Origin of the sequence: Streptomyces mangrovisoli (genome assembly GCF_000974985.2) — a bacterium.
GTDB lineage: Bacteria > Actinomycetota > Actinomycetes > Streptomycetales > Streptomycetaceae > Streptomyces > Streptomyces mangrovisoli.
In genome coordinates, this window is sequence record NZ_LAVA02000083.1 from 140,086 (window position 1) to 161,982 (window position 21,897).

Genomic DNA, 21,897 nt, shown 5'->3' on the forward strand with positions numbered 1-21,897 from the left:
GCGGGACGGATGTCAGGAACCCGGCACCGGCGGGAGGCCTACCGCGGTCCCGCCGGTGATCCGGCGGCCGAACTCGTGGGCGAACCCGGACATGCCGTAGGCGGCCATGTGGGCGCTGACCTCGCCGGCGGGCGGCATCAGGAGGTTGCACTCGTGCAACTCCTCCACCTCGGCGATGACCTGGTCGTAGCGGAACGGCGGGGTGAGCGAGGCCAGTCGCCGGTAGGCGACCCGCTGCTGCTGCGGCAGGTCCCGCCAGAAGGCCTCGTAGCGTTCGCGCAGCACCAGTTCGCCGACCGCCATCTCGTCCAGCAGTGAGGGCGCCTCCCACAGCCGGTCGGCGTAGTCGGCCAGGCGGACATGGCGCAGCGACTCCAGCTTCGCGGCGGCGATCCGCACGGCCAGCGGCAGGCCCTCGCAGCGGTGGACGATGCGCCGGGCGGCCGTCCGGTCGGTCATCACCCGGCCGAACCCGATGATGCTGCCCAGCAGTTCGGTCGCCTCGGCCTCCTCGAAGGGCGCGAGTTCGACCCGGGCCACGGCCTCCAGGCCGCTGAGCCGGTAGCGGCTGGTGACGAGGGTGCAGCTGGCGCCGGAGCCGGGCAGCAGCGCCAGGACGGTCTGCTGGCCCACCGCGTCGTCGAGGACCAGCAGGATGCGCCGGCCCGCCACCCATGAGCGCCAACGCGCCAGTGCCTGGGCGACGTTCTGGGTGCCGGGCAGGCCGACACAGTCCAGCAGGGCGCGCAGTACCGAACCCAGCGGGCGGTTGCCGAGTTCGGCCATGATCAGGCCGTCGGGGAAGGAGTCCGCGAGCAGGTGGGCCACATGGACCGCGAACGCCGACTTGCCGACGCCGACCGGCCCGGACACCACCATCACGCCGCCGTCGCGGCGCGCGCGGAGGTAGGCGAGGGCGCGCTGCACGTCGTCGGCCCGGCCGACGAAGTCGGGCAGATGGCGGGGGAGTTGGTTGCCGGGGCCGGGCTGCCGTTGGTCCGCGGGCTGCTCCAGGAGGCGGCGGTGCAGGGCGGTCAGGGCGGGGCCGGGCGTCACGCCCAGTTCGCGGACCAGGGCCTGCCGGACGGTGTCGAAGTGGGCCGCCGCCTCGCTCTGCCGGCCCGTCGCCGCGAGGGCCCGGATCCATGCGGCGGCCAGCCGTTCGCGCAGCGGGTGGCCCACGACATGCTCCTGGAGGCGCTCGACGACGAGCGTGTGACGCTCGCGGTCGCTCTCCAGTTCGGCCCACTCCTCCAGGGCCGTCAGGAACATCTCCTGCAACCGGTCGACGGCCGAGGTCAGGTAGGGCACGTCCCCGAACTCGATGAGCGGCCTGCCCCGCCAGACCTCCAGGGCCTCGGCGAGCGCGTCGCAGGCCCCTTCGGGATCCCCGTCACGATGGCGCCGCCGTCCGATGCCGCTCAGTTCCTCGAACCGCAGCAGATCGCATTCCGACGCCTCGAGGCGGAGGAGGTATCCGCCCGGAGAGTGGTGCAGTCGGTCGCCGAGCACGCGGCGCAGCCGGGAGACGTAGCCCTGGAGGTTCTTGCGGGCGGTCCGGGGCGGCCTGCCGCCCCACAGGGCGTCGATCAGTCCGTCGACGGGTAAGACGTTGTTGGCCTGGCTCACGAGTACGGCCAATAAGAGACGCGGTTTCGGCCCCCCTAGATCGGCCGGGACGCTTCCGTCGATCCGCACCGATAATTCCCCGAATGCAGTGACCAACCGACTCATGTTTCGACATTGCCACAAGCATTTAATCGGCGCATGAGGGGCCGACCAGCAAGTTCCTGCTGTTTAGGCGCTGTTGAGAGGCGTTCTCGCCGTGCCCGCGACGGTCGTGCGGGCGGTGGTGTTCCCGGCGCGGCTTTGCGGCGGTGCGAGTGCGGACTCGCGAAGCCCGCGGTGGCGTTTCGGTGGTCGCGGACGGATTGCCCGGATGGGCGGCTCTTTCCCGTTTGTATATATCGGAAGGGCGCATTCCTGGGGAAGGGGGACGTTGATCCGCCGAAGGATGTCCATGCCATTTCCACTGGCAACGAGTCATCCGTCCCCGATACGGCCGGAGAAGACCTCCCGGGTCTCCAGGGCGCGGCCGGGGCACGGCGAAAACACGCCGGTCGCCGCCTAGGGTCGTGGGTATGACCGACAACTCCCTTCGCTCCGTCACCGTCGAGCGGACCGCCGCCGGACGCTACGTCGCGACCAACGCCCGAGGCGGCACGCTCGCCTTCGGTACCGGCACCGACGCCGACGCAGACCCCGCCGCCTTCACCCCCGTGGAACTGCTGCTCGCCGCGATCGGCGGCTGCACGGCCGTGGACGTGGACATCGCCACGAGCCGCCACGCGGAGCCCTCCCGCTTCACCGTGACCATCGCCGGCCACAAGATCAGCGACGATCTCGGCAACCGTATGACCGACCTCTCGGTCACCTTCTCCGTCGCCTTCCCGGAGGGCGAGGGGGCGGAGCGCGCCCGCGCGATCCTGCCCCGGGCCGTGAAGACCTCGCACGACCGGCTCTGCACGGTCAGCCGGACGGTGGAGATCGGGACGCCGGTCGGTACGACGGTCGAGGAGGGCTGAGCCGGCGCGCGGCGGCCTTGCACGCGGCGCGCGCCCTCCGCGGCCCTACGCCCGTCGGTTCCGGCGCAGTGGGGCATATGAGGGCCGAACCGCGGTCGCCGAAGGCTGTGTTGAAGAATTTCGCCGTACCGTGCATCCGGGCCCCGGCGGTTGCCGGAAGTACCCGGTGGCGGCGCGCGGATCACGCCGATGGTCTGCGCACCGGAGCCAGGAGGGTACGGACACGGCCGGGGTCCCCACGACGAGACCCCGGCCGGCGAGGGGCAGGGGCATGCGAACGGAAACGCCGGACATCGAAACGATGCGCGACAGCGTCACCCGCGCGCTGGTCGACATGCCCGCCCTGCCCGCGCCCGACGCCGAGGCGCTGGACACCCTCGCCGCGACCCTGCGCGGCCATGTCGTCGTACTCGTCCCGGAGGTGGAGGCGCTGGCCGCCCAGCGGCCCGAGGGTGACGTCCCCGGCCGGGTCGCCCTCGCCTGCGTCGAGGAGGCCCGCCGGAAGCTGCGCGTCCGGGACGGGCACACCGTGCAGGCGCGGCTGACGACGGTGCAGAAGCTGGGCCGTGTCGTGAAGGCCCTGTGCGATCACTTCGAGACCCTGACCGGTTGACCGCCGACCGGCCGACCGGTCCGACACCCTGACGTTCAGGGGCGTTTCACCGGGAGGTGGGCGATGCCGAGCCGGTCCCGGCGGACGGGGCCGGCGAGTAGTGCGGATGCAGCGAGGCCGGCAGCGGCGCGAGGTTCTCGCACATCGAGGCGGGGAAGTCCGGCTCCCGTGCCTGTACGACCGCGCACCCGCCGGCCGCTCCCTCGGCGATCGGCCGCCACCCGGACTTCTCGGCGCGGAAGAAGTACCGGTCGCCCAGCCGTGACCCGCAGCCCTTGTCGTCGCCTCCGCAGGACGCGGCCCCGGTCGGCCAGGAGAACTGCATCACCATCCACTTCCCCCGGCAGTCCACCGCGTCCTGGTACGAGTGGTTCGGCGCGTCCACGGTCTTGAGCGCCTGCACGTACGAGTCGGAGGTGCAGCCGGTGGGCGCCGGGTGGCAGCCCAGATCACCGCAGAGCCGCAGCGCCGGCGGCTTGGCCCCGTCGGGCGTGAACACCGTGTAGTTGTCGACCACCAGTTCCCGGCCCCCCAGGGCCTGCGGCAGCACCGTCCGCGTCGACTCGGTGGCCGTGCCCGTGCAGCCCGAACGCCGGTCCCCGTCCGGGGAGACCAGGGTGACCTGCACGTGCACCGTGGTGGAGACGTCCGCGGTGTAGACGGCCTTGAGGTCGCGAACGCAGGGGTGCGGGCCCTTCGGCACCTGGACGTCCAGGGTCAGGGTCCGGCCGTCGGCGGCCAACCGGGCGGCCGTGACGTAGGCCGGCTCCTCGGTGGTCCACGGGAGCGGCCCGGCCGTCGACGCGGAGTCCCCGCCCGCCCCGGCCACCTGCGTCCCGCACGCGGAGAACAGGAGCACGGCGATCGCCCCCGACACGCCCGCCGCCCAGCCCCGGGCCCGCCGCGACCCTCCCGGCATCAGGCCTCGGCCGCGCCGCGACCCGCCCGCCGCCCGGCTCCGGCCCCGCCGCGACCGACCCCGTCCCGCATCTCGCCACGCCGCCCCCATCGACCGAACCAACTCCCCGTAGACAAACGTCAGTTGTTGACCCCCGCACCCTACGCGGGACCGCAGCCCGGCCCGATCCCGGGACACCCGTCGCACCCCGGCGCGCTCGCCGTGCGTACCGGGCCATGACGACGATCGAGGCGGCAGACCGTGACCCCGTCCCTCGTCACTCGTTTGACGCAGCGGCACACCGGCAGGACACGCCTCTCCCGGAAAGCGTTCCGTACCATGCACCTTCGGCAGCTTCGCTCGTTCCGGCCGCCCGGCCGCGCAGGCGTCAGGCAGCGGGTTCGGGAGGCCGAATCCGTCCTCGTCGAGCAGTACGGCGACCTGGTCCGCCTGGCCCATCTCGTCCTGCCCGCGTCCCTCGGCCGACACCGGCGGGTGCTCGTGGCGCACTCCGTGGTCCAACGGGCCCTGCGCCGCGCCGGCGCCCCGCGCACCGCCCCCGCCGTGCCGCCCCCGCGCCGCGCGTCCGGCGGCCGGGACAGCGCCGAGTGGTCGCTCCTCGCGGAAGTGGTGCGCGCGGCGCTGGCGCACGGACGCCGGCCGCGCCTGTGGCCCGCCCGGCTGACGCCGCCCGGCACGCTGCTGCCCCGGCTCCCCGTCGTCGTAGGGCTGCGGCTGTTCCCGCGCTCAGGGGGAGCCGACGAACTGGCCCTGGCGCAACGGCTGTCCGCGGCGCCCGCCGCCGCCCGCGCCGCGTTCCTGCTGACCACCGTGCACGGTCTGTCCGACGACACCGTCCACGAACTGCTCGCCGCGGCGGGCGTCGCCGACCCGGCCGCCGCCCTGCGCACCGCGAGCGTCCTGGAGGAGTTCGGGCGCAGCGCGCCCGCCGCGCTGCTGGCGTCACCGGAGTTCGACGCCTGTGCGCTCCAGGCGGGCCCCACCGACCTGTTGCGCCGCTCGCGCCGGTTCCGCCTGGCCCTGGGCGCCGCGGCCATCGGCGCGGTGACGGCCATGGCGCTGATCGCGACGAGCACGAGCGGTACGACCGCCCGTCCCGAAGCGGCGAGTCCCGCCGCGCACGACGTCCCGCGCCCCGCGGACCTCCAGCGCACGGCGCCCGGAGTGTGGGACGACACCTCCCGCGTCGACTTCACCGCATGGCCGCCGCGCGGCCCGCGCGTGCGCGACGAGGTCCTGCTCGGCCGCGCCCTGTCCGCCTGGCAGCACCCGCGCACCCACGGCACCCGCCTCACCCTGACCCCCGCCACCGCCGCGACCCCTCCGGCCGCCGCGCCCCAACTGCTGTACGCCGGGGACGTCGACGGGCGCGCGATCGTCCTGTTCTACGACGGTCAGCGCCTCGCCCGCTACAGCGAGCGCCGCACCGCGGCGCGGGAGGCCGAGCTGAGCGTCGCCCGCGCCGACGACGCGGACGTCACGACCGCGGCGGCGGTGACCCTGAACTCCGGTTCCGGCGGCGCGCGTTACCTGCTGGCGCCCTGGGTCGCCGAGGCGCAGACCCGGGACCTGCTGCACCCCGACACCCTCGGCCGTGCCCTGCACGTGTCGCAGGACGGCCTGACCGACCCGCTCCCCGTGGCGCCCGCGACGGGGAGCTGCGACAGCCGCCCGGTCCTTCAGCTGCGGTCCTCCGAACGCATCGCGGAGCACCACGCGTTCCTGCTGGCAGGGCTCGGCGACCTCTCGCCGGTCCACCTGACCTACACCCCGTTGCCCGGTCCGGGTGCCCCGGCCCGCCAGCCGCGCGAGGCCACCGGGCCGGCCGCCCTGCTCGCCTGGGCCCACCAGGCGTGCGCACTGGGGGAGTTGCGGGGAGGAGGCGTACGGGCCGTCAACGCCTGGGACTTCGCGGCGCAGAGCCTGCCGGACGGCGGCGGCCACGCCGTGTGGACCTGCGCCCGCGCCGACACCTGGCGCGGGCCGGGCGACGTCACCGTGTCCTACCGCGTGGGCGGTTCCGCGAGCGGAGCCCCGGCCCGCACGGTGGCGCGCGCACGGGCGACCGCGGCGTGCAGCCGCTTCGGCCAGCACGTCGTGGCCGGGACCGGCTGGCGCTCGCCGCACGGCCGTTGGTACGTGCTGGCCGCGGGCAGCCGCGCCGTGACCCGCCTGTCGGTCACCGGCACCGTGGCCGCCACCACGGACGCCCGGACCCTTGCCGTGCCCGCGCCGCGCGCCCCCCGCGTCCACGTTACCGCACGACTCGTCACGGGTGAACGCCTGAACGCGGTCGGAACGCCCTCCTGACGGCGCGGGTATTCACATCCAGGAACAGGACGACGGGCCTCAAACACGCCCACACGCACGCCACTTGATGTGGACCGCTTCCGTCCCTTGACGCGCTTGGTCCAGACCTCTACCTTCACGGGTCAACGAATGGACGCGTATGCGTTCGGTGTTCACGTGTATGAACTCGCCTGCCGGGCACCGCACTTGAACACCGAACGCATCCCCACGCCGGAAGGACCCCCCACATGTCCCGTTCCAGGCCTCTCGCGGCTTCGGCCGCCGTCGGTCTCTCCCTCGCGCTCACCGTCCTCGCCTCGGGCAGCGCGGGAGCCGCCGACCCGACCAAGGCCCCCGGAGGCAACTTCGACCTGTCGACATGGCAGCTTCAGGAGCCCGTAGGCTCCCCCGGCTCACCGACGACCATCCCCTCGTCCCGGCTCCAGGGCGCGAACGGCTACCAGGACGCGTACTTCTACACCGACACCCGCGACGGGGCCATGACCTTCTGGGCGCCCGAGAAGGGCGTCACCACTCCCAACTCCAACTACGCCCGCTCCGAACTGCGCGAGATGAACCGCGACGGCAGCGCCGCCGACTGGTCGCTCGGCGGCTCCCACCGGATGAGCGCGACCCTGCGCGTCGTCTCCGTGACGTCGAACGTGTGCGTGGGCCAGATCCACCTGGGCTCCGGCGGTTCCTCCACCAAGCCGCTGATGGAGCTGTACTACCACTCCGACGGCGACATCGTGCTCGGCACCGAGAACTCGCCCTCCGGCGGCCAGACCACCCACACGGTCGGCCATGTGGCCGTCGGCAAGACCTGGACGTACACCATCGCCGTCTCGGGCGGTGACACCATCGACCTGACGGTCAACGGCACCACCACCCACTACGCGATCCCGTCCTCGTTCGACCCCTACAAGCAGTACTTCAAGGCCGGTTCCTACAACCAGTCCTCGTCCGACAGCACCACCAAGGGCGCCCGCGTGGCGTTCTACGGCCTGACGGTCAAGCACGGCTGACCCATCGGGCCGGCCTCACACCGTCAGCCGCCGGATGGTGGCATAGCTGCCCGTGACCAGGACGACCAGAGCGGTCGCGAGGGCGGCGGTGAGGCCGGCCGCGGTGAGCGTGGCGAGGAAACGGCCGATGCGGTGCCAGTCGTGCGCCCAGGTCGCGACGACCGCCGCCAGGGCCAGCACGCACAGCTGGGCCGCGCCGAAGACGGTGGTGCCCAGCAGCCCGGCCCGGCGGTGGATCAGGCCGAACCACATGCCGTGGACGAAGAGCAGAGCGAAGGCGACCGCCGCCGTGAGCCACGACTGGTACCAGGGCCCGTCGAGAAAATAGGGGACGCGGAAGTACGCCATGTCGATGCCCCAGCCGCCGGTCGCGCGCTCGACGCTCTGGCCCACGGCGACCACGAGGCCGAAGCACACCGCCAGCCCGCCGGCCAGCGCCGTGGCACCCAGGTAGTAGCCGCGCCGGCTGATCCCGAGCGACAGGGCGAGGGGCAGGGCACGGGCCGCGGACTGCACACCCACGGCGAACATGACCGCGAACACCGCGCCGAGGCCGCCGACCCAGCGGTGCGCGGTGTCACCGGCGGGGGTGAGCTCCAGGATCACGACATCGATGAGGAAGGTGAACACCGCCCAGGTCCAGGGCAGCAGCACATAGGTCACGCGATCCAGGAGCAGATAGCGCACGACGGGGACGATCGGGGTGGCGCGCGTCATGATGCCCTCGCGGTGGTGAGTCCGAACTGGTCGTGGTGGTCGGCCGCGTAGACCGCGAGCTGCTGGAGCGTGACCGCTTCCAGGCGCAGCCGCAGATGGTCCGCGATCTCGCGGTCGCGCGCGTCGAGCCGGCCGATCATCACGGCCGTGGTCCGCGCGCCCAGCGTGCGCCTGCTCAGCGTGGTGCGTCCGGCGGCGAACCTCTCGACACCGTCCGCCGGTCCGGTGACCACCGTGGCCGCCCCGCGCAGGTCGTCGGCCGGCGCGTCGAGGACCAGCCGGCCGCGGTCCAGGACCAGGACGCGGTCGAGGAGTTCGGCGGCCTCGTCGATGAGGTGGGTCGACAGCACGATGCACCGCGGATGGGCGGTGTAGTCGGCCAGCAACTGGTCGTAGAACAGGGCGCGGGCCACCGGATCCAGGCCGGCGTACGGCTCGTCGAACAGGGTGACTTCGGCGCGGCAGGCCAGTCCCACGACGATGCCCAGCGCGGTCCTCATGCCCCGCGACAGCTTCTTGATCGGTCGACCGGGCGGCAGTTCGTACGCGTCGAGCAGCGTGCGGGCCAGCTCGGCGTCCCAGTTCGGGTACAGCAGCGCCGCGGCCTCGGGTACGTGCCGGACCTTCAGATCGGGGTAGGTCTGGTCCTCGCGGACCAGGATCATGCGGCGCAGCACGGCGTCGTTCTCCAGCGGTTCGGCGCCGAAGACCCGCACGCGTCCGGAGTCGTGGAACTCCTGTCCGGCGAGAATCCGTAACAGGGTGGTCTTCCCGGCGCCGTTGCGGCCCAGCAGCCCGGCGACGCACGGCGTGCCGAGCTCGAACGTGAGGTCGGTGAGGGCCTGATGGCCGCGGTAGCCGCGGGAGAGTCCGGTGACCGACACCGCGGCGGTCATGCCGCGCCTCCCGCCGGGCCCGCCGTCACCTCGGCCGAGTCCAGCTCCTCCCGGACCAGGTCGAGCAGTTCGTCCCGGCCGATCCCGAGCCGGGCCGCCTCGACCGTCAACGGCCTCACATAGCGCTCGGCGAAGCGGCGCCGCCTCGCCAGCACCAGCCGCTCGCGGGCCCCTTGCGCGACGAACATGCCGACGCCGCGGCGCTTCTCCACCAGCCCCTCGTCCGCGAGCACGGTGAGACTGCGCGCCGCGGTGGCCGGGTTGACCCGGTAGAAGGACGCCAGTTCGTTGCTCGACGCGACCCGCTCGCCCTCGCCGACGGTCCCGTCGGCGATCTGATTCGCCAGCTCGTCGGCGATCTGGGCGAAGATCGGTCCCCCGTCTTCGAGGAATGACATCATGCCTCCCTTGCTCAACTGGTTCCCTACCGTACTAATGAACCAGCGTGCGAGGCAAGGAGGTTGCCGCGCCCACGGCCCTGCCGTGCGCGCGGCCCGGCGCACCCGGATGTCAGACTGAGGCGTGAGCGAGAAGTTCCGGTTGCCGGACCGCGCGTGGGTGGCGTCCGTCGTCGCGCTGGCGGCGGAGTTGGTGCGACGGCCCAGCCGCGGCGGGATCGACGACTGTGAACCGGTGCTCCGGCTCCTGGAGGACTGGCTCGCCGCCCGGGGACTGCCCTGCCGCCGCCTGCAGGAAGACGGCGTCCTCGTCGGGCTGTTGGTGGAGATCACCGGCGGGCGGCCGGGGCGGTGGTGGGCACTGGACGCGTGCGTGGACACCGCGCCCTACGGCGACGAGTCCGCCTGGTCGTTCCCGCCGGCCGCCGGTGACGTGGTCGACGGCCGGCTGCGCGGGCGCGGCGCCGCCGACTCCAAGCTCGCCGCGGCGATGTTCTGCCACATCGCCGCCGACCTCGCGCCACGCGCCGCCGAACTGCCCGGCGGTCTGGCGGTGTTGCTGGACGTGGACGAACACACCGGCGGCTTCGGGGGCGCCCGCGCCTACCTCGCCGACCCGGCCGCCGCCCGCCCTGCCGGGGTGCTGATCGGCTACCCGGGGCTGACGGACGTGGTGGTGGGCGGCCGCGGCCTGTGGCGGGCCACCCTGTCGGTGCACGCGCGGGCCGGACACTCCGGGTCGCGCCGCGGTGTGCTCGGCGCGGTCTCCCGCGCCGCGCATCTCGTACGGCTGCTCGACGCGGCGCACCTGCCGGACGAGGACGACCCGTCGGGGTTCCCGCTGCCGCCGAAGCTGTCGGTCACCGCCGTCCACGGCGGGCAGGGCTTCTCCGTCACACCCGACCGGTGCGAGGTGAACGTCGACGTCCGCACGACGCCGGCCTTCGGCGCCGAGGACGCCGAACGGCTCGTCCGTGACGTCGCCGCGGCCCTCGACACCGAACTGCCCGGCCCCCGGCCCACCGAGGTGACGCCGGTCGCGAGCTGGCCCCCGTTCCGTCTCGCCGACGGCGAGCAGCCCGGCGCCGCGCTGCTCGGTGCCGCCGCGGAGGCCGGTCTGCCGGTCACCGCGAAGACCGCCGGGCCGTCCAACATCGGCAACCTCCTCGCCGGACACGGCATCGCCGCCACGGCCGGGTTCGGAGTGCCGTACGAGGGGCTGCACGGGATCGACGAGCGCGCCGACCTCGCGCAACTCCCCACGGTGTACGGCGTCTACCGGCGGGCCGTGCTCACCCTCCTCGGGGATGACGGGGGATGAGGGGGGATGACGGGGGGATGGCGAGTGACGACGGGGACGGCGGGAGCGGCGCGGGTGCGGCGGTCGGGCCGACGCGGGGGTGCGTGCGTGCGTCCCGCTACTTCGCGGTCGCCGCGCGGACCAGGTCGATGCCGCGGCCGAGGTTGTCGAGGCGGGCCCCGAGCGTGTCGCCGGCCGGATACAGGCGCACGGTGTCGACCCCGGCCCGCTGCCAGACCGCGAGGCGCGCACGGACCATGTCCTCGGTGCCGATGAGCGTGGTGGCCAGCACCATGTCGTCGGTGACCAGTTCGGCGGCGCCGTCGCGGTCGCCCGCCTGCCAGCGCTCGCGGACCCGCGCGGCGACGTCCGCCCAGCCCTGCCGACTGTAGGCGTTGTTGTAGAAGTTGGTGGAGCCGGAGCCCATCCCGCCGAGGGAGAAGGCGAGTTCCTTCTTGCGGCTGCCGACGATGGCGGCGAGGTCGCCCTCGTCGTCGACGACGTTGATCTCGGCGCCCTGGCACACGTCGAGCCGGTCCCGGGTGCGGCCGGCGCGGGCGAGCCCCGCGTCGAGGTGGGTGAAGTAGGCGTCGGCTCCCTCGGGGACGAAGCTCGTGCCGAGCCAGCCGTCGGCCAGCTCGCCGGTGAGCTCCAGCATCTTGGGGGAGAGCGTGGCGAGGTAGACCGGGACCGGGGTCGGCGTGAGGCTGAGGCGCATCGGGCGGCCCTCGCCGTCGGGCAGCGGGATCGTGAAGCGGCGCCCCTGATAGGCGATCCTCTCGCCGGTGAACGCGGCCCGGACGATCTCCACGGTCTCCCGCATCCGGGGCAGCGGCTGCGCGAACGGGATTCCGTGCAGCCCCTCGATGACCTGGGGTCCCGACGCGCCGAGCCCGAGCAGGAAGCGGCCCTCGGACAGCTGGGCGAGGGTCATCGCGGTCTGCGCGATGGTCACCGGTGAGCGGGTGGCGAGCTGGATGACGCCGGAGCCCAGCAGCATCCGCTCGGTGCGCGCGGCGAGATAGCCGAGCGGCGAGGGCGCGTCGCTGCCCCACGCCTCGGCCACCCAGCAGATGTCGAGCCCGAGCTTCTCCGCCTCGACGACGAAGTCCACGGTCTCGCGCCAGGCGCCGCCGCCGGACGCCTCGATGGTGGTCGCGGTGCGCATCAGTCCCCGTCCTCCGCGAGCGTCTTGATCGCGGCCAGGTTGGCCAGCATCCCCGCCTCGAACTCGCGCAGCCGCACGAACACGATCTTCTGCTCCTTGTCGGGCATCGCCTCGATGGCGTACGTCAGCCCCGAGGGGCCCGGCCCCATCTGGGCCCACTGTTCGAGGACCGTTCCGGAACCCTCCGGGGTCAGCGTGAACCGCCAGCGTCCGGCAGGGTGCCCGGGGTCGCCCACCGCCCAGCAGAAGCGGCGCGGCGCCTCGCACTCCATGACCGTGCTGGTCGTCTCCCAACTGCCGTAGGCGGGGTGCGCGTTGCGCCCGACGAAGCGGGTTCCGCACTCCGCGGCGGTCGCGCCGTCGAGCCACTCGACCTCCCGCAGTTCCGAGCTGAGCCGGGGCATCAGCCGGATGTCGCTGACCAGCGCCCAGACCCGCTCCGGCGGAGCCTCGATGTACGTGTGCGCGGAGACCGTCGGGCAGTCCGCGTAGACCTGTCCCGTCCATTGCATGCGCGTCACCTTCTCCTCGGTCGTTGACCTGCATAGTTGCGTATCGAGACTGACCAGCGCAAGACTCGACACCGCATTGGCCTGCTCAGTTTCAATGTGAGACTCGTATGATCGGAGCATGAGGCGTACGACGTTCGAGAACTGGCCGTGCTCGGTGGCGCGGAGCATGGACCTGCTCGGGGACCGCTGGACCCCGCTGGTGCTGCGGGAGGCCTTCTACGGCATCCGCAGGTTCGACGAGTTCCAGCAGCAGCTGGGCATCGCCCGCAACACGCTGGCCGAGCGGCTGGGGCGGCTGGTCGAGGGCGGTCTGCTGGAGAAGCGCGTCTACGAGACCCAGCCGCTGCGGCACGAGTACGTGCTCACGGAGTCGGGGCGGGATTTCTATCCCGTGATCCTCGCGATCAGCGCGTGGGGGGACCGGTGGCTGGCCGGGGAGGCGGGCGTCCCCGTCGCGGCCCGCCACGAGCCGTGCGGGCACGACGCGCAGGCCGAGGTCGTCTGCTCGCACTGCAAGGCGCCGCTCGTGTGGGAGGAGGTCACGCCGCGGCCGGGGCCGGGGTACCCGGAGCGGCTGTTGCAACGGCCGGACATCCGGCGCCGGTTCGGGCTCGACGGGGTGGACGAGGCCTCTGCGAGTGTGTCTTGACGCTCCGTCACCATCTGCGGCCGAGTGGGGGCTGATCGCGCAGTTCCCCGCGCCCCCTTGGGGCGCTGGATCGTGCGGTCGGCAGTCAGGCGTGCGGGTCCGTCGTGGCCGATCGCGCAGTTCCCCGCGCCCCTGAGGCGAGCGACGGCTGATCCCCTGAAGGGGCGCGGGGAACTGCGCGAACGGGTCCCACCGGGCCGCACCCGACCGACAGACCCGTGCCTGCCGAATCGCAGATGACCCCGTCACCAACCCGTGAACAGCAGGGAGTTGATCAGCAGCGCCAGCGTCACCTGGCCCGCCAGCCACGCGCGCGGCCGGGGCAGCAGCGCGCACCCCGCCGGCAGCCACATCGCGAACGGCAGCCAGATCCGCTCCGTCTCCGCCTTGCTCATGCCGGACACGTCGGCCACGAGCACCGCCAGCGCGGCCGCGCCCACGAGCACCGCCAGCCGGATCTCGGCGGCCGGGGCCGAACGCCGGTGCACCAGGGCCGCGCCCGCCCGCCGCAGCCCGGCCGCCGTCGCCAGGCCCGTGATCAGCACGGTGCAGGCGAGATCCGCCCACACCCAGTAGCCGTAGGGCCGGGTGCCGCCGACGCCCTGGTAGTAGCGGGTGACCAGCAGCCGGTACCCCTCCCACCAGTCGAACCCGGCGAGCGTGAACACCACCGGCACGACCGCCGCGCCCGCGAGCAGCAGGACGAGGACCAGCGGGCGCGCGCGCACCCGGCGCCGCTCCAGCAGCAGCACCGCCGCGCCGATCAGCGCGAACAGGGTGAGGCCGTAGGAGAGATAGCAGGTCAGTCCGTACAGCAGCCCGGCGCCCGCGGCCCACGCCACGGACCGGCCGGTGACCGCGAGCGCCAGCAGCGCCACCGACCAGGCGGCCACCGCCGCGAAGTACCCGTCCGCCGACGCGCCCACCCACACCGCCGCCGGGGCCGCCACCAGGAACGGCGCCGCCCGCCGGGCGAGCCGCTCGTCCGTGAGCGCGCGCAGCGCCACCAGCACCGCCACGCAGGCCGTCGAGCCGACCGTGATGCACCAGGCCCCCGCCCAGCCGCCGCCGCCCAGCCCGATCCGGTCCAGCAGGACGAACGTGACGGTGGCCGCCGGGGGATGCCCGGCGACATGGGCCGGCCAGGGCGCGGGGGAGCCGCTGACGATGTGGTGCGTGAAGTCGCGCAGCGTGGCCGGGATGTCGTGGAAGCGGCCGATGACGGTGAGGTACTCGTTGTGGGCGGTCAGCCGCCCCGCGACGCCCCGCCGCCAGCCGTCGATCAGCGCCAGCGACCACGTCCAGGCCAGCGCGGTGCCCCACGCCGCAGCGAGCAGCCCGCGCCACGGCAGTCGTACGGCGACGGAGGGGCCGTAGGCGACGACCGCGGCCGCCACCAGAACGGCCGCCGCCGTACCCGGACCCAGGTGCGGGTCCCAGTCGGCGAACAACGGCGGCCAGTGCACGAACAGGGTCCGCCGGGTGTCCTGGATGTGCCGGCCGACCAGCACGGCGACCAGGACGAGCAGGGCGGCGGCGAGCGCGGCGGCGAGATCCGCGCGCAGCCCGGCGTGGCGGGCGCGGCGCAGGTCGGGGGCGGCGCGGTGCAGATCGACGGTCACACCGGAACGCTAGATCGGCGAACGGCCCGGGCAGGGCTCCGGCGGGCGGACGTCAGCGTTTCGTCATGGGTCGCGGACGCTTTCCGGGGCCGGTCCCGGCCTACGGTCGGATCATGCGAGACGACGACCCACGGCCTGCCGACGACGACCCACGGCATGCCGACGGGGACCCGCGGCCCGTCCCTGGCCCCGAGGAGGCCGTCCCCGGCCCCGAGGAGAAGGAGGCCGCTCCCGCCCCCCGCCTGCCCACCTCCCCCGGCTTCTGGCGCAGCCCGGTGCGCGGCACCTGGTTCACGTCGGTGCTCGGGCTCGTGCTGCTCGTCGGCATCACCGTGCTCTTCGTGACCGGACTGGTGTCGTACGCCGCGTACAACCCGGATCTGTCCCCGGTCAACGACCAGACCCCGGACAAGGGCCTCCTCGGCTTCTACCTGTTCGCCTGGCCGACGAACCCGTACTGGCTGTACCGGTTCACCCAGGGTCTGCACGTCACCCTCGGCGTCGTCCTGATCCCGGTGCTGCTGGCCAAGCTGTGGTCGGTCGTGCCGAGGCTGTTCGCGCTGCCCCCGGCCCGCTCCCTCGCCCACGCCCTGGAGCGGCTCTCGCTGCTGCTCCTCGTCGGCGGCGGCCTGTTCGAATTCACCACCGGGGTGCTGAACGTCCAGCTCGACTACGTCTTCCCCGGCTCCTTCTACCCGCTGCACTTCTACGGCGCCTGGGTGTTCTTCGCCGCGTTCCTGGCGCACGCGGCCCTCAAGTTCCCGGCCGCGATGCGGGCCGTCCGCCGCCGGCGCGAGGAACCGGACGCGCTCGAGTCCCCTCGACCGGACGCACTCGAGTCCTCCCGACCGGACGCGCTCGAGTCCCCCCGACCGGCCCCGTCGACCGTCTCCCGGCGCGGCGCGCTCGGTTTCGTCGGCGGCGCCTCGCTGCTGCTGCTCCTCACGACCGCCGGGCAGTCCATCGGCGGGGCGCTGCGCCGTACGGCCCTGCTCGCGCCGCACGGCTGGGCCGACCCCGGCGGCGGACCGAACGGCTTCCAGATCAACAAGACGGCGAGCTACGCCGGGATCGACGCGACGGAGACCCAGGAGGAGGCGTGGCGGCTCGTCGTCGTCGGACGTGACGGCCGCACGGTCCGCCTCAGCCGATCCGACCTGCTCCAACGCCCCTTGCACAGCTCGGCGTTGCCGATCGCCTGCGTCGAGGGCTGGTCCACCGCCGATCAGTGGTGGCGCGGTGTGCGGCTGCGCGACCTCGCGGCGCTCGTGGGCTACGACGGCGACTCGCCCGACGCCTTCGTGGAGTCGCTCCAGCGGCACGGCGCCTTCCGGCACGCGGCCCTGCGCGCCAACCAGGTCGCCGATCCCCGCTCGTTGCTCGCCCTGTACGTCAACGGCGAGGCGCTGTCCGCCGACCACGGCTACCCGGCGCGCGTCATCGTGCCCGCCGCCCCCGGTGTCCTCAACACCAAGTGGGTGGCCCGGATCACGTTCGGAGACCTGTGATGCGCCGCCGCCCCCGCCGCCCCCGCCGCCTGCCGCCCCTCGGCAGCCCGTTCGAACTCCTGCTGCTGGCGTGTTCGTTCGCGCTCGCCGCGTACGCCGGGGCGCGGCTGTTCGCCGACGACTGGACGGCCGTCGCGCTGTGGCTGGTCGGCGCGGCCCTCGTGCACGACCTGGTGCTGCTGCCGCTGTACGCGGCGGCGGACCGGGTGCTCGCGCGCGGCCTCGACGCCGCCGGGCGGCGGGAGTGGACGATGTACGTCCGTGTCCCCGCCGCCCTCTCCGGCCTGCTACTGCTCGTCTGGTTCCCGCTGATCGGCGGGACGGTGGACCGGCGTTATCGGTCGGCGACCGGTCTCGCGGCGGACGGCTTCCTCACCCGCTGGCTGCTGATCACGGCCGTACTCTTCGGCGGTTCCGCGCTGTTGCTGTGGCTGAGGGTGCGCAGGGCGAGGAAGCTGCGGCCGCCCGCCGTCCACTGACCGGCCCGTCGCCAGCCCCGCGCGCAGCGCAGCAGGGCCGGGGTGCCGAGCCGGGCCCACGGGAAGCAACCGCCGTTTCCCGCCGGGCCGTCGGACAGATCGACGACCTGGACCCGGACCCGTTCGTCGATGTCGGCCGGCGCGGTCTCCGCGATCAGCACCCCGCCGGGTCGCAGGAGTTGAGCGACCCGGCGCAGCAGGGCCGCCGGATCGCCGCCGATGCCGACGTTGCCGTCCATGAGCAGCGCGGTGTCCCAGCGTCCCTCGCCGGGCAGCGGCTCGAACACCGAGCGCCGCAGCGCCTGCCCGCCGAGCCCCACCGTGTGGTCGACGGCGGCCGCACTGACGTCGACGCCGAGGACGGTGGCGCCGCGGGCGGCCAGTTCGGCGACCAGCCGGCCGGGACCGCAGCCGATGTCGAGCACGGCGCCCTCGCACCGGTCCAGCACCGTGCGGTCGATCCGGTCGGCCCGCGCGCACCAGCGCTCGACCTCCAGCGGCAGCAGCCAGCCGTCGGCGCGGCGCAGGAACAGCGGCCCGCGCCCGGCGCGCAGGGCGGCCGCGTAGGGGTCGGCACCGGCCCAGGCGACGGCCGGCGGGGCGCTCATCGAGCCACCCGGGCGGGGGCGGCGAGCGCCGTCCCGCCGGGGGCGTCGAGGGCTGCCCCGCCGGGGGCTTCCAGGACCCTCCCCCCGTGCGGGGCGCAACGGTCGAGCCGGTCGACCCGGTCGACCCGGTCGACCCGGTCGACCCGTTCGAGCCGGGCCAGCCGGGCCGCGAACCGGCCGTGCGGGGCGAGGGCCGCGACCGCGGCCGCGTCCTCCGCGGTGTCCACGTCCCGCAGGGTCGGCAGGTCACGCACGCGCAGTCCCGCCTCGACCAGTCGCCCGCGCTGGACCGCGCCGGTGTGCGGCGTGGACATCGGCACCCCGCGCAGCAGTGCGGGGTCGGGTTCGGCCAGTCCCAGCGCCCAGAAGCCGCCGTCCTCCGCCGCCCCGAACCACGCGTCGGCGCTCGCGGGATCAACGTCGAGCAGCCGCGGTGTGACCTGCGGGGTGTCCATGCCGATGAGCAGGGCGGGGCCCGTGCAGGCGGCGAAGGCGTGGGCGAGGCGTTCGTCCAGGCCGCCCGCGCACTGCGCAAGGACGTCGAAGCCGGACGGCAGCCACGGTCCCGGTGTCCCGTCGAGGACGAGGACCCGTCGTGCGGCGGGCGCGGCGGCCACGGCCAGCAGCGTGTCGGCGAGCGCGGCCTCGGCGAGCTCGGCGGCCTCGGCGGGCGTGAACGGCGGGGTCAGCCGCGTCTTGACCCGGCCCGGCAGTGGCTCCTTGGCGATGACGAGCAGGGTGGGCAGTCCGCTCACCGTGCGGACCTCCCGGCGGTCTCGGCGACGGCCCGGGGCTCCGCGCCGCTCGGCGGTTCCGCGAGGACGCGGCTCATGTCCCGTACCGCCTGCCAGGTCCCGCGCCAGGTGCCCGTCACCTTCGAGGCGCCCGTGCGCGGCAGGTACGGCACGTCGTGCTCGGTGATCCGCCAGCCGGCGTCGGCGGCGCGCACCACCATCTGGAGCGGGTAGCCGCTGCGCCGGTCGTCCAGGCCGAGCGCGAGCAGCGGCTCGCGGCGGGCGGCGCGCAGCGGTCCGAGGTCGCGCAGCCGCAGCCCGGTACGGCGGCGCAGCAGCCGCGCGAGCGCCAGGTTGCCCGCCCGCGCGTGCGTCGGCCATGAACCCCGGCCCTGCGGCCGCCGCCGCCCGAGCACCAGATCGGCCGTACCGCCGCGCACCTCGTCCACGAAGGGCACGAGGAGCGCGGGGTCGAGGGAGGCGTCGCAGTCGCAGAAGCAGACGATCTCGGCGCGGGCCGCGGTCAGCCCGGCGTGGCACGCGGCGCCGAAGCCGCGGCGCGGCTCGTGCACGACGGTCGCGCCGAGCGAGCGGGCGATCCCCGCCGATCCGTCGGTCGAGCCGTTGTCGACGACGACGGCCCGCCAGCCCGCCGGGATCCGTGCCAGCACCCAGGGCAGGGCGGCGGCCTCGTCGAGACAGGGAAGCACCACGTCGACGTCGGCGGGTTCTGAGGGTGATGAGGTGGTCACGGCATTCACCCTACGAACGCGAACCGGACATATCGGGCAGTGGCTCCTTACGAAACACGGACGTCGCGGCCGGGACGTGGCCTGAGGTGCGACGCCCGCGACCGGCTGGTGCGAGGCTGGGGACATGCAGCAGCCGCACGCAGCGATGGGGGCGAGAGCCATGGACGGGACCGGAACCAGGACCGGAACGGGAACCGGAACCGGGGCTCAGACCCGGGCCGGAACCGGGGCCGAGACCGGAACCGGGGCCGGGACCGGGGCCGGAATTGGAATCGGTGCCGGGACCGAGACCGGGGCCGCCGGACCGACGCCGCCCGTCGCCCCCGACGCCGCCCGCGTCCTCGTGGTCGACGACGATCCGACCGTCGCGGAGGTCGTGGCCGGCTACCTCGGCCGCGCGGGCTTTGTCGTGGACCGCGCCGACGACGGGCCCACGGCGCTCACCCGGGCCGCCGCGCACTGGCCCGACCTGGTCGTCCTCGACCTGATGCTGCCCGGCATGGACGGCCTGGAGGTCTGCCGGCGGCTGCGCGAACGCGCCCCCGTTCCCGTGGTGATACTCACCGCCCGCGGCGACGAGGACGACCGCATCCTCGGGCTCGAGATCGGCGCCGACGACTATGTGACCAAGCCGTTCAGCCCCCGCGAACTCGTGCTGCGGGTCGGCTCGGTGCTCCGCCGCACCCGCCCCGGCACGGGCACCCGACCCCTGGCCGCGGCCGGCCTCGCCGTCGATCCGGCGGCCCGCCGCGCCACCAAGAACGGCGGCGAACTCGCGCTCACCCTGCGCGAGTTCGACCTGCTCGCCTTCTTCCTGCGGCACCCCGGACAGGCGTACAGCCGGGAGGACCTGATGCGCGAGGTGTGGGGCTGGGACTTCGGCGACCTGTCGACCGTGACCGTCCATGTGCGGCGGCTGCGCGGCAAGGTCGAGGACGACCCGGCCCGCCCGCGCCTGATCCAGACCGTGTGGGGTGTCGGCTACCGCTTCGAACCGGCGGGTGAGTGACGGTGCGGGACTTCCTTCTCATCGCCCTGTACGCCTTCGCGGGCGCCGCCGTCACGGGCCTGGCCGGGGCGGCGCTGCTGCGCGTGCTCCGGCGCCGCTCGCTCATCGCGTCCGTCACCGTGGTCGCCGCGGTCGGCGTGGTGGGCGTGCTCGCGGGCACCCTCGCGGTCGCCTGGGCGATGTTCCTGTCGTCGCACGACCTGACCGTGGTGACCACGGTCGTTGCCATGGCGGCCGTCGTGTCGCTGGCGACCGCGCTCCTGCTGGGCCGCTGGGTGGTGGCGCGCAGCCATGAACTCGCCCTCGCGGCCCGCTCGTTCGGCGAGGCCGGGGACTATGCCGCGCCCGGCGTGCCAGCGACCGCCGAACTGGAGGCGGTCAGCCGGGAACTGGCGGCCACCAGCGCCCGGCTCGCCGAATCCCGGGAACGGGAGCGGGCGTTGGAGTCCTCGCGGCGCGACCTCGTCGCCTGGATCTCGCACGACCTGCGGACCCCCCTGGCCGGGCTGCGCGCCATGTCGGAAGCGCTGGAGGACGGGGTCGCCCCCGACCCCGGGCGCTACCTCACCCAGATGCGCACCGAGGTCGACCGGCTCAACGGCATGGTCGGCGACCTCTTCGAACTCTCCCGCATCCACGCGGGCACCCTCCCGCTGACGATGTCCCGGATCTCGCTCTACGACCTGATCGGCGACGCCCTCGCGGGGGCGGACCCGCTGGCCCGCGCGCACGGGGTGCGCCTGGTCGGGGACCGGGTGGAGGCGGTGCCGGTCGAGGTGGACGGCAAGGAGATGAGCCGCGTCCTGGGCAACCTGCTGGTCAACGCCATCCGCCGGACGCCCGCCGACGGCACCGTCGCCGTCGCCGCCGAGCGCGGGACGGGCGGGGTGGTGCTGTCGGTGACGGACGGCTGCGGCGGCATCCCCGAGGAGGACCTGCCCCGGGTCTTCGACACCGGCTGGCGCGGCACCCACGCCCGCACGCCGCCGGCCGGGGCCGGGCTCGGCCTCGCCATCGTCCGGGGGATCGTCGAGGCCCACCAGGGGCGGGCCACCGTCCAGAACATCCCGGGCGGCTGCCGCTTCGAGGTGACCCTGCCGACGGTGCCGTGACTCCGGCCCACGGACGGCGGAGAGAGCCTCCCCTGCCCGCGCCGTGGCCGGGGCGCGCCGCCCCCGCCGCGCCGACGGTCCCGTGAGCCTGCCCGGCCGACGGCACCGCGTCCCCGCCTAGCCGGCTTCCCGCGGGGCGCCGTACGAGAACGAGTACCCCGTGAAGTCGGCGAGCCGGACATAGCCGATGCGCTGGTAGAGGGCGTTGCTGGTCGGGTTCGCCGGGTCGGTGTGCAGGACGACCTCCCGCGCGCCCGCGGCCAGCGCGGCGCGGCTCACCTCGGCCGTCGCGGCGCCCGCGTAGCCGCGGCCCCTCAACCGCGCCGGGGTGTAGACGGGATCCACCCGGACCATGCCGCCGACGACCGAGGTCGCGGCCGCCATGGAGAGGGGAGTGCCGTCCGCCGACTCCCAGAAGGTGAACTGCCGGTCGCCGAAGCGCGAGTCGGCCCACCGGCCGGCGTCGATCAGGTCGATGGACGGCTGTTCCCCGACCACCACACTGAACTCACGGCACCAGCGCACGACGTGATCGTGGTCCGACGCGCCCGCGACGCGACCCCGGCCCTCCGGGTACGGCCGCGGTGGGGTGAGCGTGCCCAGCCGGTAGAGGTGGGTCCGCCAGGTGGGGGCCGGTGCCGCGCCCGTGTGCCGCTGCCACGCCCGTGCGAACGCCGTGGCGGTGTCGTGGTCCGCGAAGACGCCGGAGGGGGAGTGGCCGAGCCCGGCCAGGCGGGCGGCCAGGGTGTCGGCCTGCCCGTCGCCGAGGGGGGTGATCCACAGGGATCCGCGCGTCCTGCGGTAGAAGACGGCCGTGATCCCGTCGCCGGACTCCAGCCGCCCGAAGAGCGCGGCCTCGGCACCCTCGGCACCGCGGGTCCGCCGCCGCTCGATCTCCGTCAACGGCATGTTGTGCAGCGCGGGCCGCGACCGCAGGAATTCCCCGGCCCGAGCGTGGAAGTCGTCGAGGTCCCCGGTGAGTCGCCAGTCGTCCACAAGCAT

General features: G+C 74.2%; 20 protein-coding genes and 1 pseudogene. 9 read left to right on the forward strand and 12 right to left on the reverse strand.

The features are described 5' to 3' along the window. Window positions 1–12 precede the first annotated feature (12 nt). Window positions 13–1,734, reverse strand: coding sequence for an AfsR/SARP family transcriptional regulator (locus tag WN71_RS29750; protein ID WP_079178209.1), 1,722 nt, complete (start codon window positions 1,732–1,734; stop codon window positions 13–15). 407 nt (window positions 1,735–2,141) lie between these two features. On the opposite strand from WN71_RS29750, the gene WN71_RS29755 reads away from it, so the two are divergent. Beyond that, window positions 2,142–2,585, forward strand: a complete 444-nt coding sequence (locus tag WN71_RS29755) for an OsmC family protein (protein WP_046591036.1) — start codon at window positions 2,142–2,144, stop codon at window positions 2,583–2,585. A gap of 271 nt (window positions 2,586–2,856) precedes the next feature. Beyond that, entirely contained in the window at window positions 2,857–3,198 is a 342-nt protein-coding gene (locus WN71_RS29760; protein ID WP_046591037.1) for a DUF6415 family natural product biosynthesis protein, read from the forward strand. A gap of 46 nt (window positions 3,199–3,244) precedes the next feature. Here WN71_RS29760 and WN71_RS29765 read toward each other — a convergent pair whose 3' ends face one another. Beyond that, window positions 3,245–4,075: a hypothetical protein gene (locus WN71_RS29765; protein WP_240529814.1), complete on the reverse strand. Its 831-nt coding sequence runs from the start codon at window positions 4,073–4,075 to the stop codon at window positions 3,245–3,247. 360 nt (window positions 4,076–4,435) lie between these two features. On the opposite strand from WN71_RS29765, the gene WN71_RS29770 reads away from it, so the two are divergent. Together WN71_RS29770 and WN71_RS29775 are read left to right on the forward strand one after the other, a co-directional pair. Beyond that, on the forward strand, window positions 4,436–6,427 hold the full coding sequence (locus WN71_RS29770) for a hypothetical protein (protein WP_071369894.1): 1,992 nt from the start codon (window positions 4,436–4,438) through the stop codon (window positions 6,425–6,427). A 227-nt stretch (window positions 6,428–6,654) separates the two neighbouring features. Beyond that, window positions 6,655–7,431, forward strand: coding sequence for a polysaccharide lyase family 7 protein (locus WN71_RS29775; RefSeq protein ID WP_046591039.1), 777 nt, complete (start codon window positions 6,655–6,657; stop codon window positions 7,429–7,431). 15 nt (window positions 7,432–7,446) lie between these two features. Here the strand turns inward: WN71_RS29775 and WN71_RS29780 are convergent, their stop codons facing one another. The 3 genes from WN71_RS29780 to WN71_RS29790 are packed head-to-tail and all read right to left on the reverse strand — an operon-like array spanning window position 7,447 to window position 9,442. Beyond that, window positions 7,447–8,148 (reverse strand): hypothetical protein, encoded by a 702-nt coding sequence (locus WN71_RS29780; protein ID WP_046591040.1) that lies wholly within the window; start codon window positions 8,146–8,148, stop codon window positions 7,447–7,449. Continuing rightward, the gene (locus WN71_RS29785) at window positions 8,145–9,044 is read right to left on the reverse strand and encodes an ABC transporter ATP-binding protein (protein ID WP_046591041.1); all 900 of its coding nucleotides are present in this window, start codon (window positions 9,042–9,044) and stop codon (window positions 8,145–8,147) included. The genes WN71_RS29780 and WN71_RS29785 overlap by 4 nt, the downstream gene beginning before the upstream one ends. Continuing rightward, a complete protein-coding gene (locus WN71_RS29790; RefSeq protein ID WP_046591042.1) occupies window positions 9,041–9,442 on the reverse strand; it encodes a GntR family transcriptional regulator in 402 nt (133 codons plus the stop codon). The genes WN71_RS29785 and WN71_RS29790 overlap by 4 nt, the downstream gene beginning before the upstream one ends. A gap of 124 nt (window positions 9,443–9,566) precedes the next feature. On the opposite strand from WN71_RS29790, the gene WN71_RS29795 reads away from it, so the two are divergent. Beyond that, complete coding sequence (locus tag WN71_RS29795; protein WP_046591043.1) at window positions 9,567–10,763, forward strand: M20 family metallopeptidase; 1,197 nt, start codon at window positions 9,567–9,569, stop codon at window positions 10,761–10,763. A gap of 97 nt (window positions 10,764–10,860) precedes the next feature. Here WN71_RS29795 and WN71_RS29800 read toward each other — a convergent pair whose 3' ends face one another. Together WN71_RS29800 and WN71_RS29805 are read right to left on the reverse strand one after the other, a co-directional pair. Next, entirely contained in the window at window positions 10,861–11,910 is a 1,050-nt protein-coding gene (locus tag WN71_RS29800) for an LLM class flavin-dependent oxidoreductase (RefSeq protein ID WP_046591044.1), read from the reverse strand. Further along, a complete protein-coding gene (locus tag WN71_RS29805; protein WP_046591045.1) occupies window positions 11,910–12,422 on the reverse strand; it encodes an SRPBCC family protein in 513 nt (170 codons plus the stop codon). Before WN71_RS29805 ends, WN71_RS29800 begins: the two co-directional genes overlap by 1 nt. 118 nt (window positions 12,423–12,540) lie before the next feature. Between WN71_RS29805 and WN71_RS29810 the strand changes: the two genes are divergently transcribed. Beyond that, on the forward strand, window positions 12,541–13,071 hold the full coding sequence (locus WN71_RS29810) for a winged helix-turn-helix transcriptional regulator (RefSeq protein WP_046591046.1): 531 nt from the start codon (window positions 12,541–12,543) through the stop codon (window positions 13,069–13,071). 245 nt (window positions 13,072–13,316) lie between these two features. On the opposite strand, the gene WN71_RS29815 is transcribed toward WN71_RS29810, so the two are convergent. After that, on the reverse strand, window positions 13,317–14,660 hold the full coding sequence (locus tag WN71_RS29815) for a hypothetical protein (protein ID WP_107469810.1): 1,344 nt from the start codon (window positions 14,658–14,660) through the stop codon (window positions 13,317–13,319). Window positions 14,661–14,806: 146 nt separating this feature from the next. Between WN71_RS29815 and WN71_RS29820 the strand changes: the two genes are divergently transcribed. Further along, window positions 14,807–16,201, forward strand: coding sequence for a molybdopterin-dependent oxidoreductase (locus WN71_RS29820; RefSeq protein ID WP_206300174.1), 1,395 nt, complete (start codon window positions 14,807–14,809; stop codon window positions 16,199–16,201). 334 nt (window positions 16,202–16,535) lie between these two features. On the opposite strand, the gene WN71_RS29825 is transcribed toward WN71_RS29820, so the two are convergent. From WN71_RS29825 to WN71_RS29835, 3 genes and pseudogenes are all read right to left on the reverse strand, one after another. Beyond that, on the reverse strand, window positions 16,536–17,288 hold the full coding sequence (locus WN71_RS29825) for a class I SAM-dependent methyltransferase (protein ID WP_046591047.1): 753 nt from the start codon (window positions 17,286–17,288) through the stop codon (window positions 16,536–16,538). 149 nt (window positions 17,289–17,437) lie between these two features. Further along, window positions 17,438–18,034: pseudogene (locus WN71_RS29830) on the reverse strand (TIGR04282 family arsenosugar biosynthesis glycosyltransferase); the annotation flags it as partial. 5 nt (window positions 18,035–18,039) lie between these two features. Next, window positions 18,040–18,783 (reverse strand): glycosyltransferase family 2 protein, encoded by a 744-nt coding sequence (locus tag WN71_RS29835; RefSeq protein ID WP_046591048.1) that lies wholly within the window; start codon window positions 18,781–18,783, stop codon window positions 18,040–18,042. 334 nt (window positions 18,784–19,117) lie between these two features. Here WN71_RS29835 and WN71_RS29840 point away from each other — a divergent pair, with 334 nt between their 5' ends. Together WN71_RS29840 and WN71_RS29845 are read left to right on the forward strand one after the other, a co-directional pair. Further along, window positions 19,118–19,783: a response regulator transcription factor gene (locus tag WN71_RS29840; RefSeq protein ID WP_046591049.1), complete on the forward strand. Its 666-nt coding sequence runs from the start codon at window positions 19,118–19,120 to the stop codon at window positions 19,781–19,783. A 2-nt stretch (window positions 19,784–19,785) separates the two neighbouring features. Then, window positions 19,786–20,895 (forward strand): sensor histidine kinase, encoded by a 1,110-nt coding sequence (locus WN71_RS29845; RefSeq protein WP_046591050.1) that lies wholly within the window; start codon window positions 19,786–19,788, stop codon window positions 20,893–20,895. A gap of 117 nt (window positions 20,896–21,012) precedes the next feature. Here WN71_RS29845 and WN71_RS29850 read toward each other — a convergent pair whose 3' ends face one another. Further along, window positions 21,013–21,897 (reverse strand): GNAT family N-acetyltransferase, encoded by an 885-nt coding sequence (locus WN71_RS29850; protein ID WP_046591051.1) that lies wholly within the window; start codon window positions 21,895–21,897, stop codon window positions 21,013–21,015.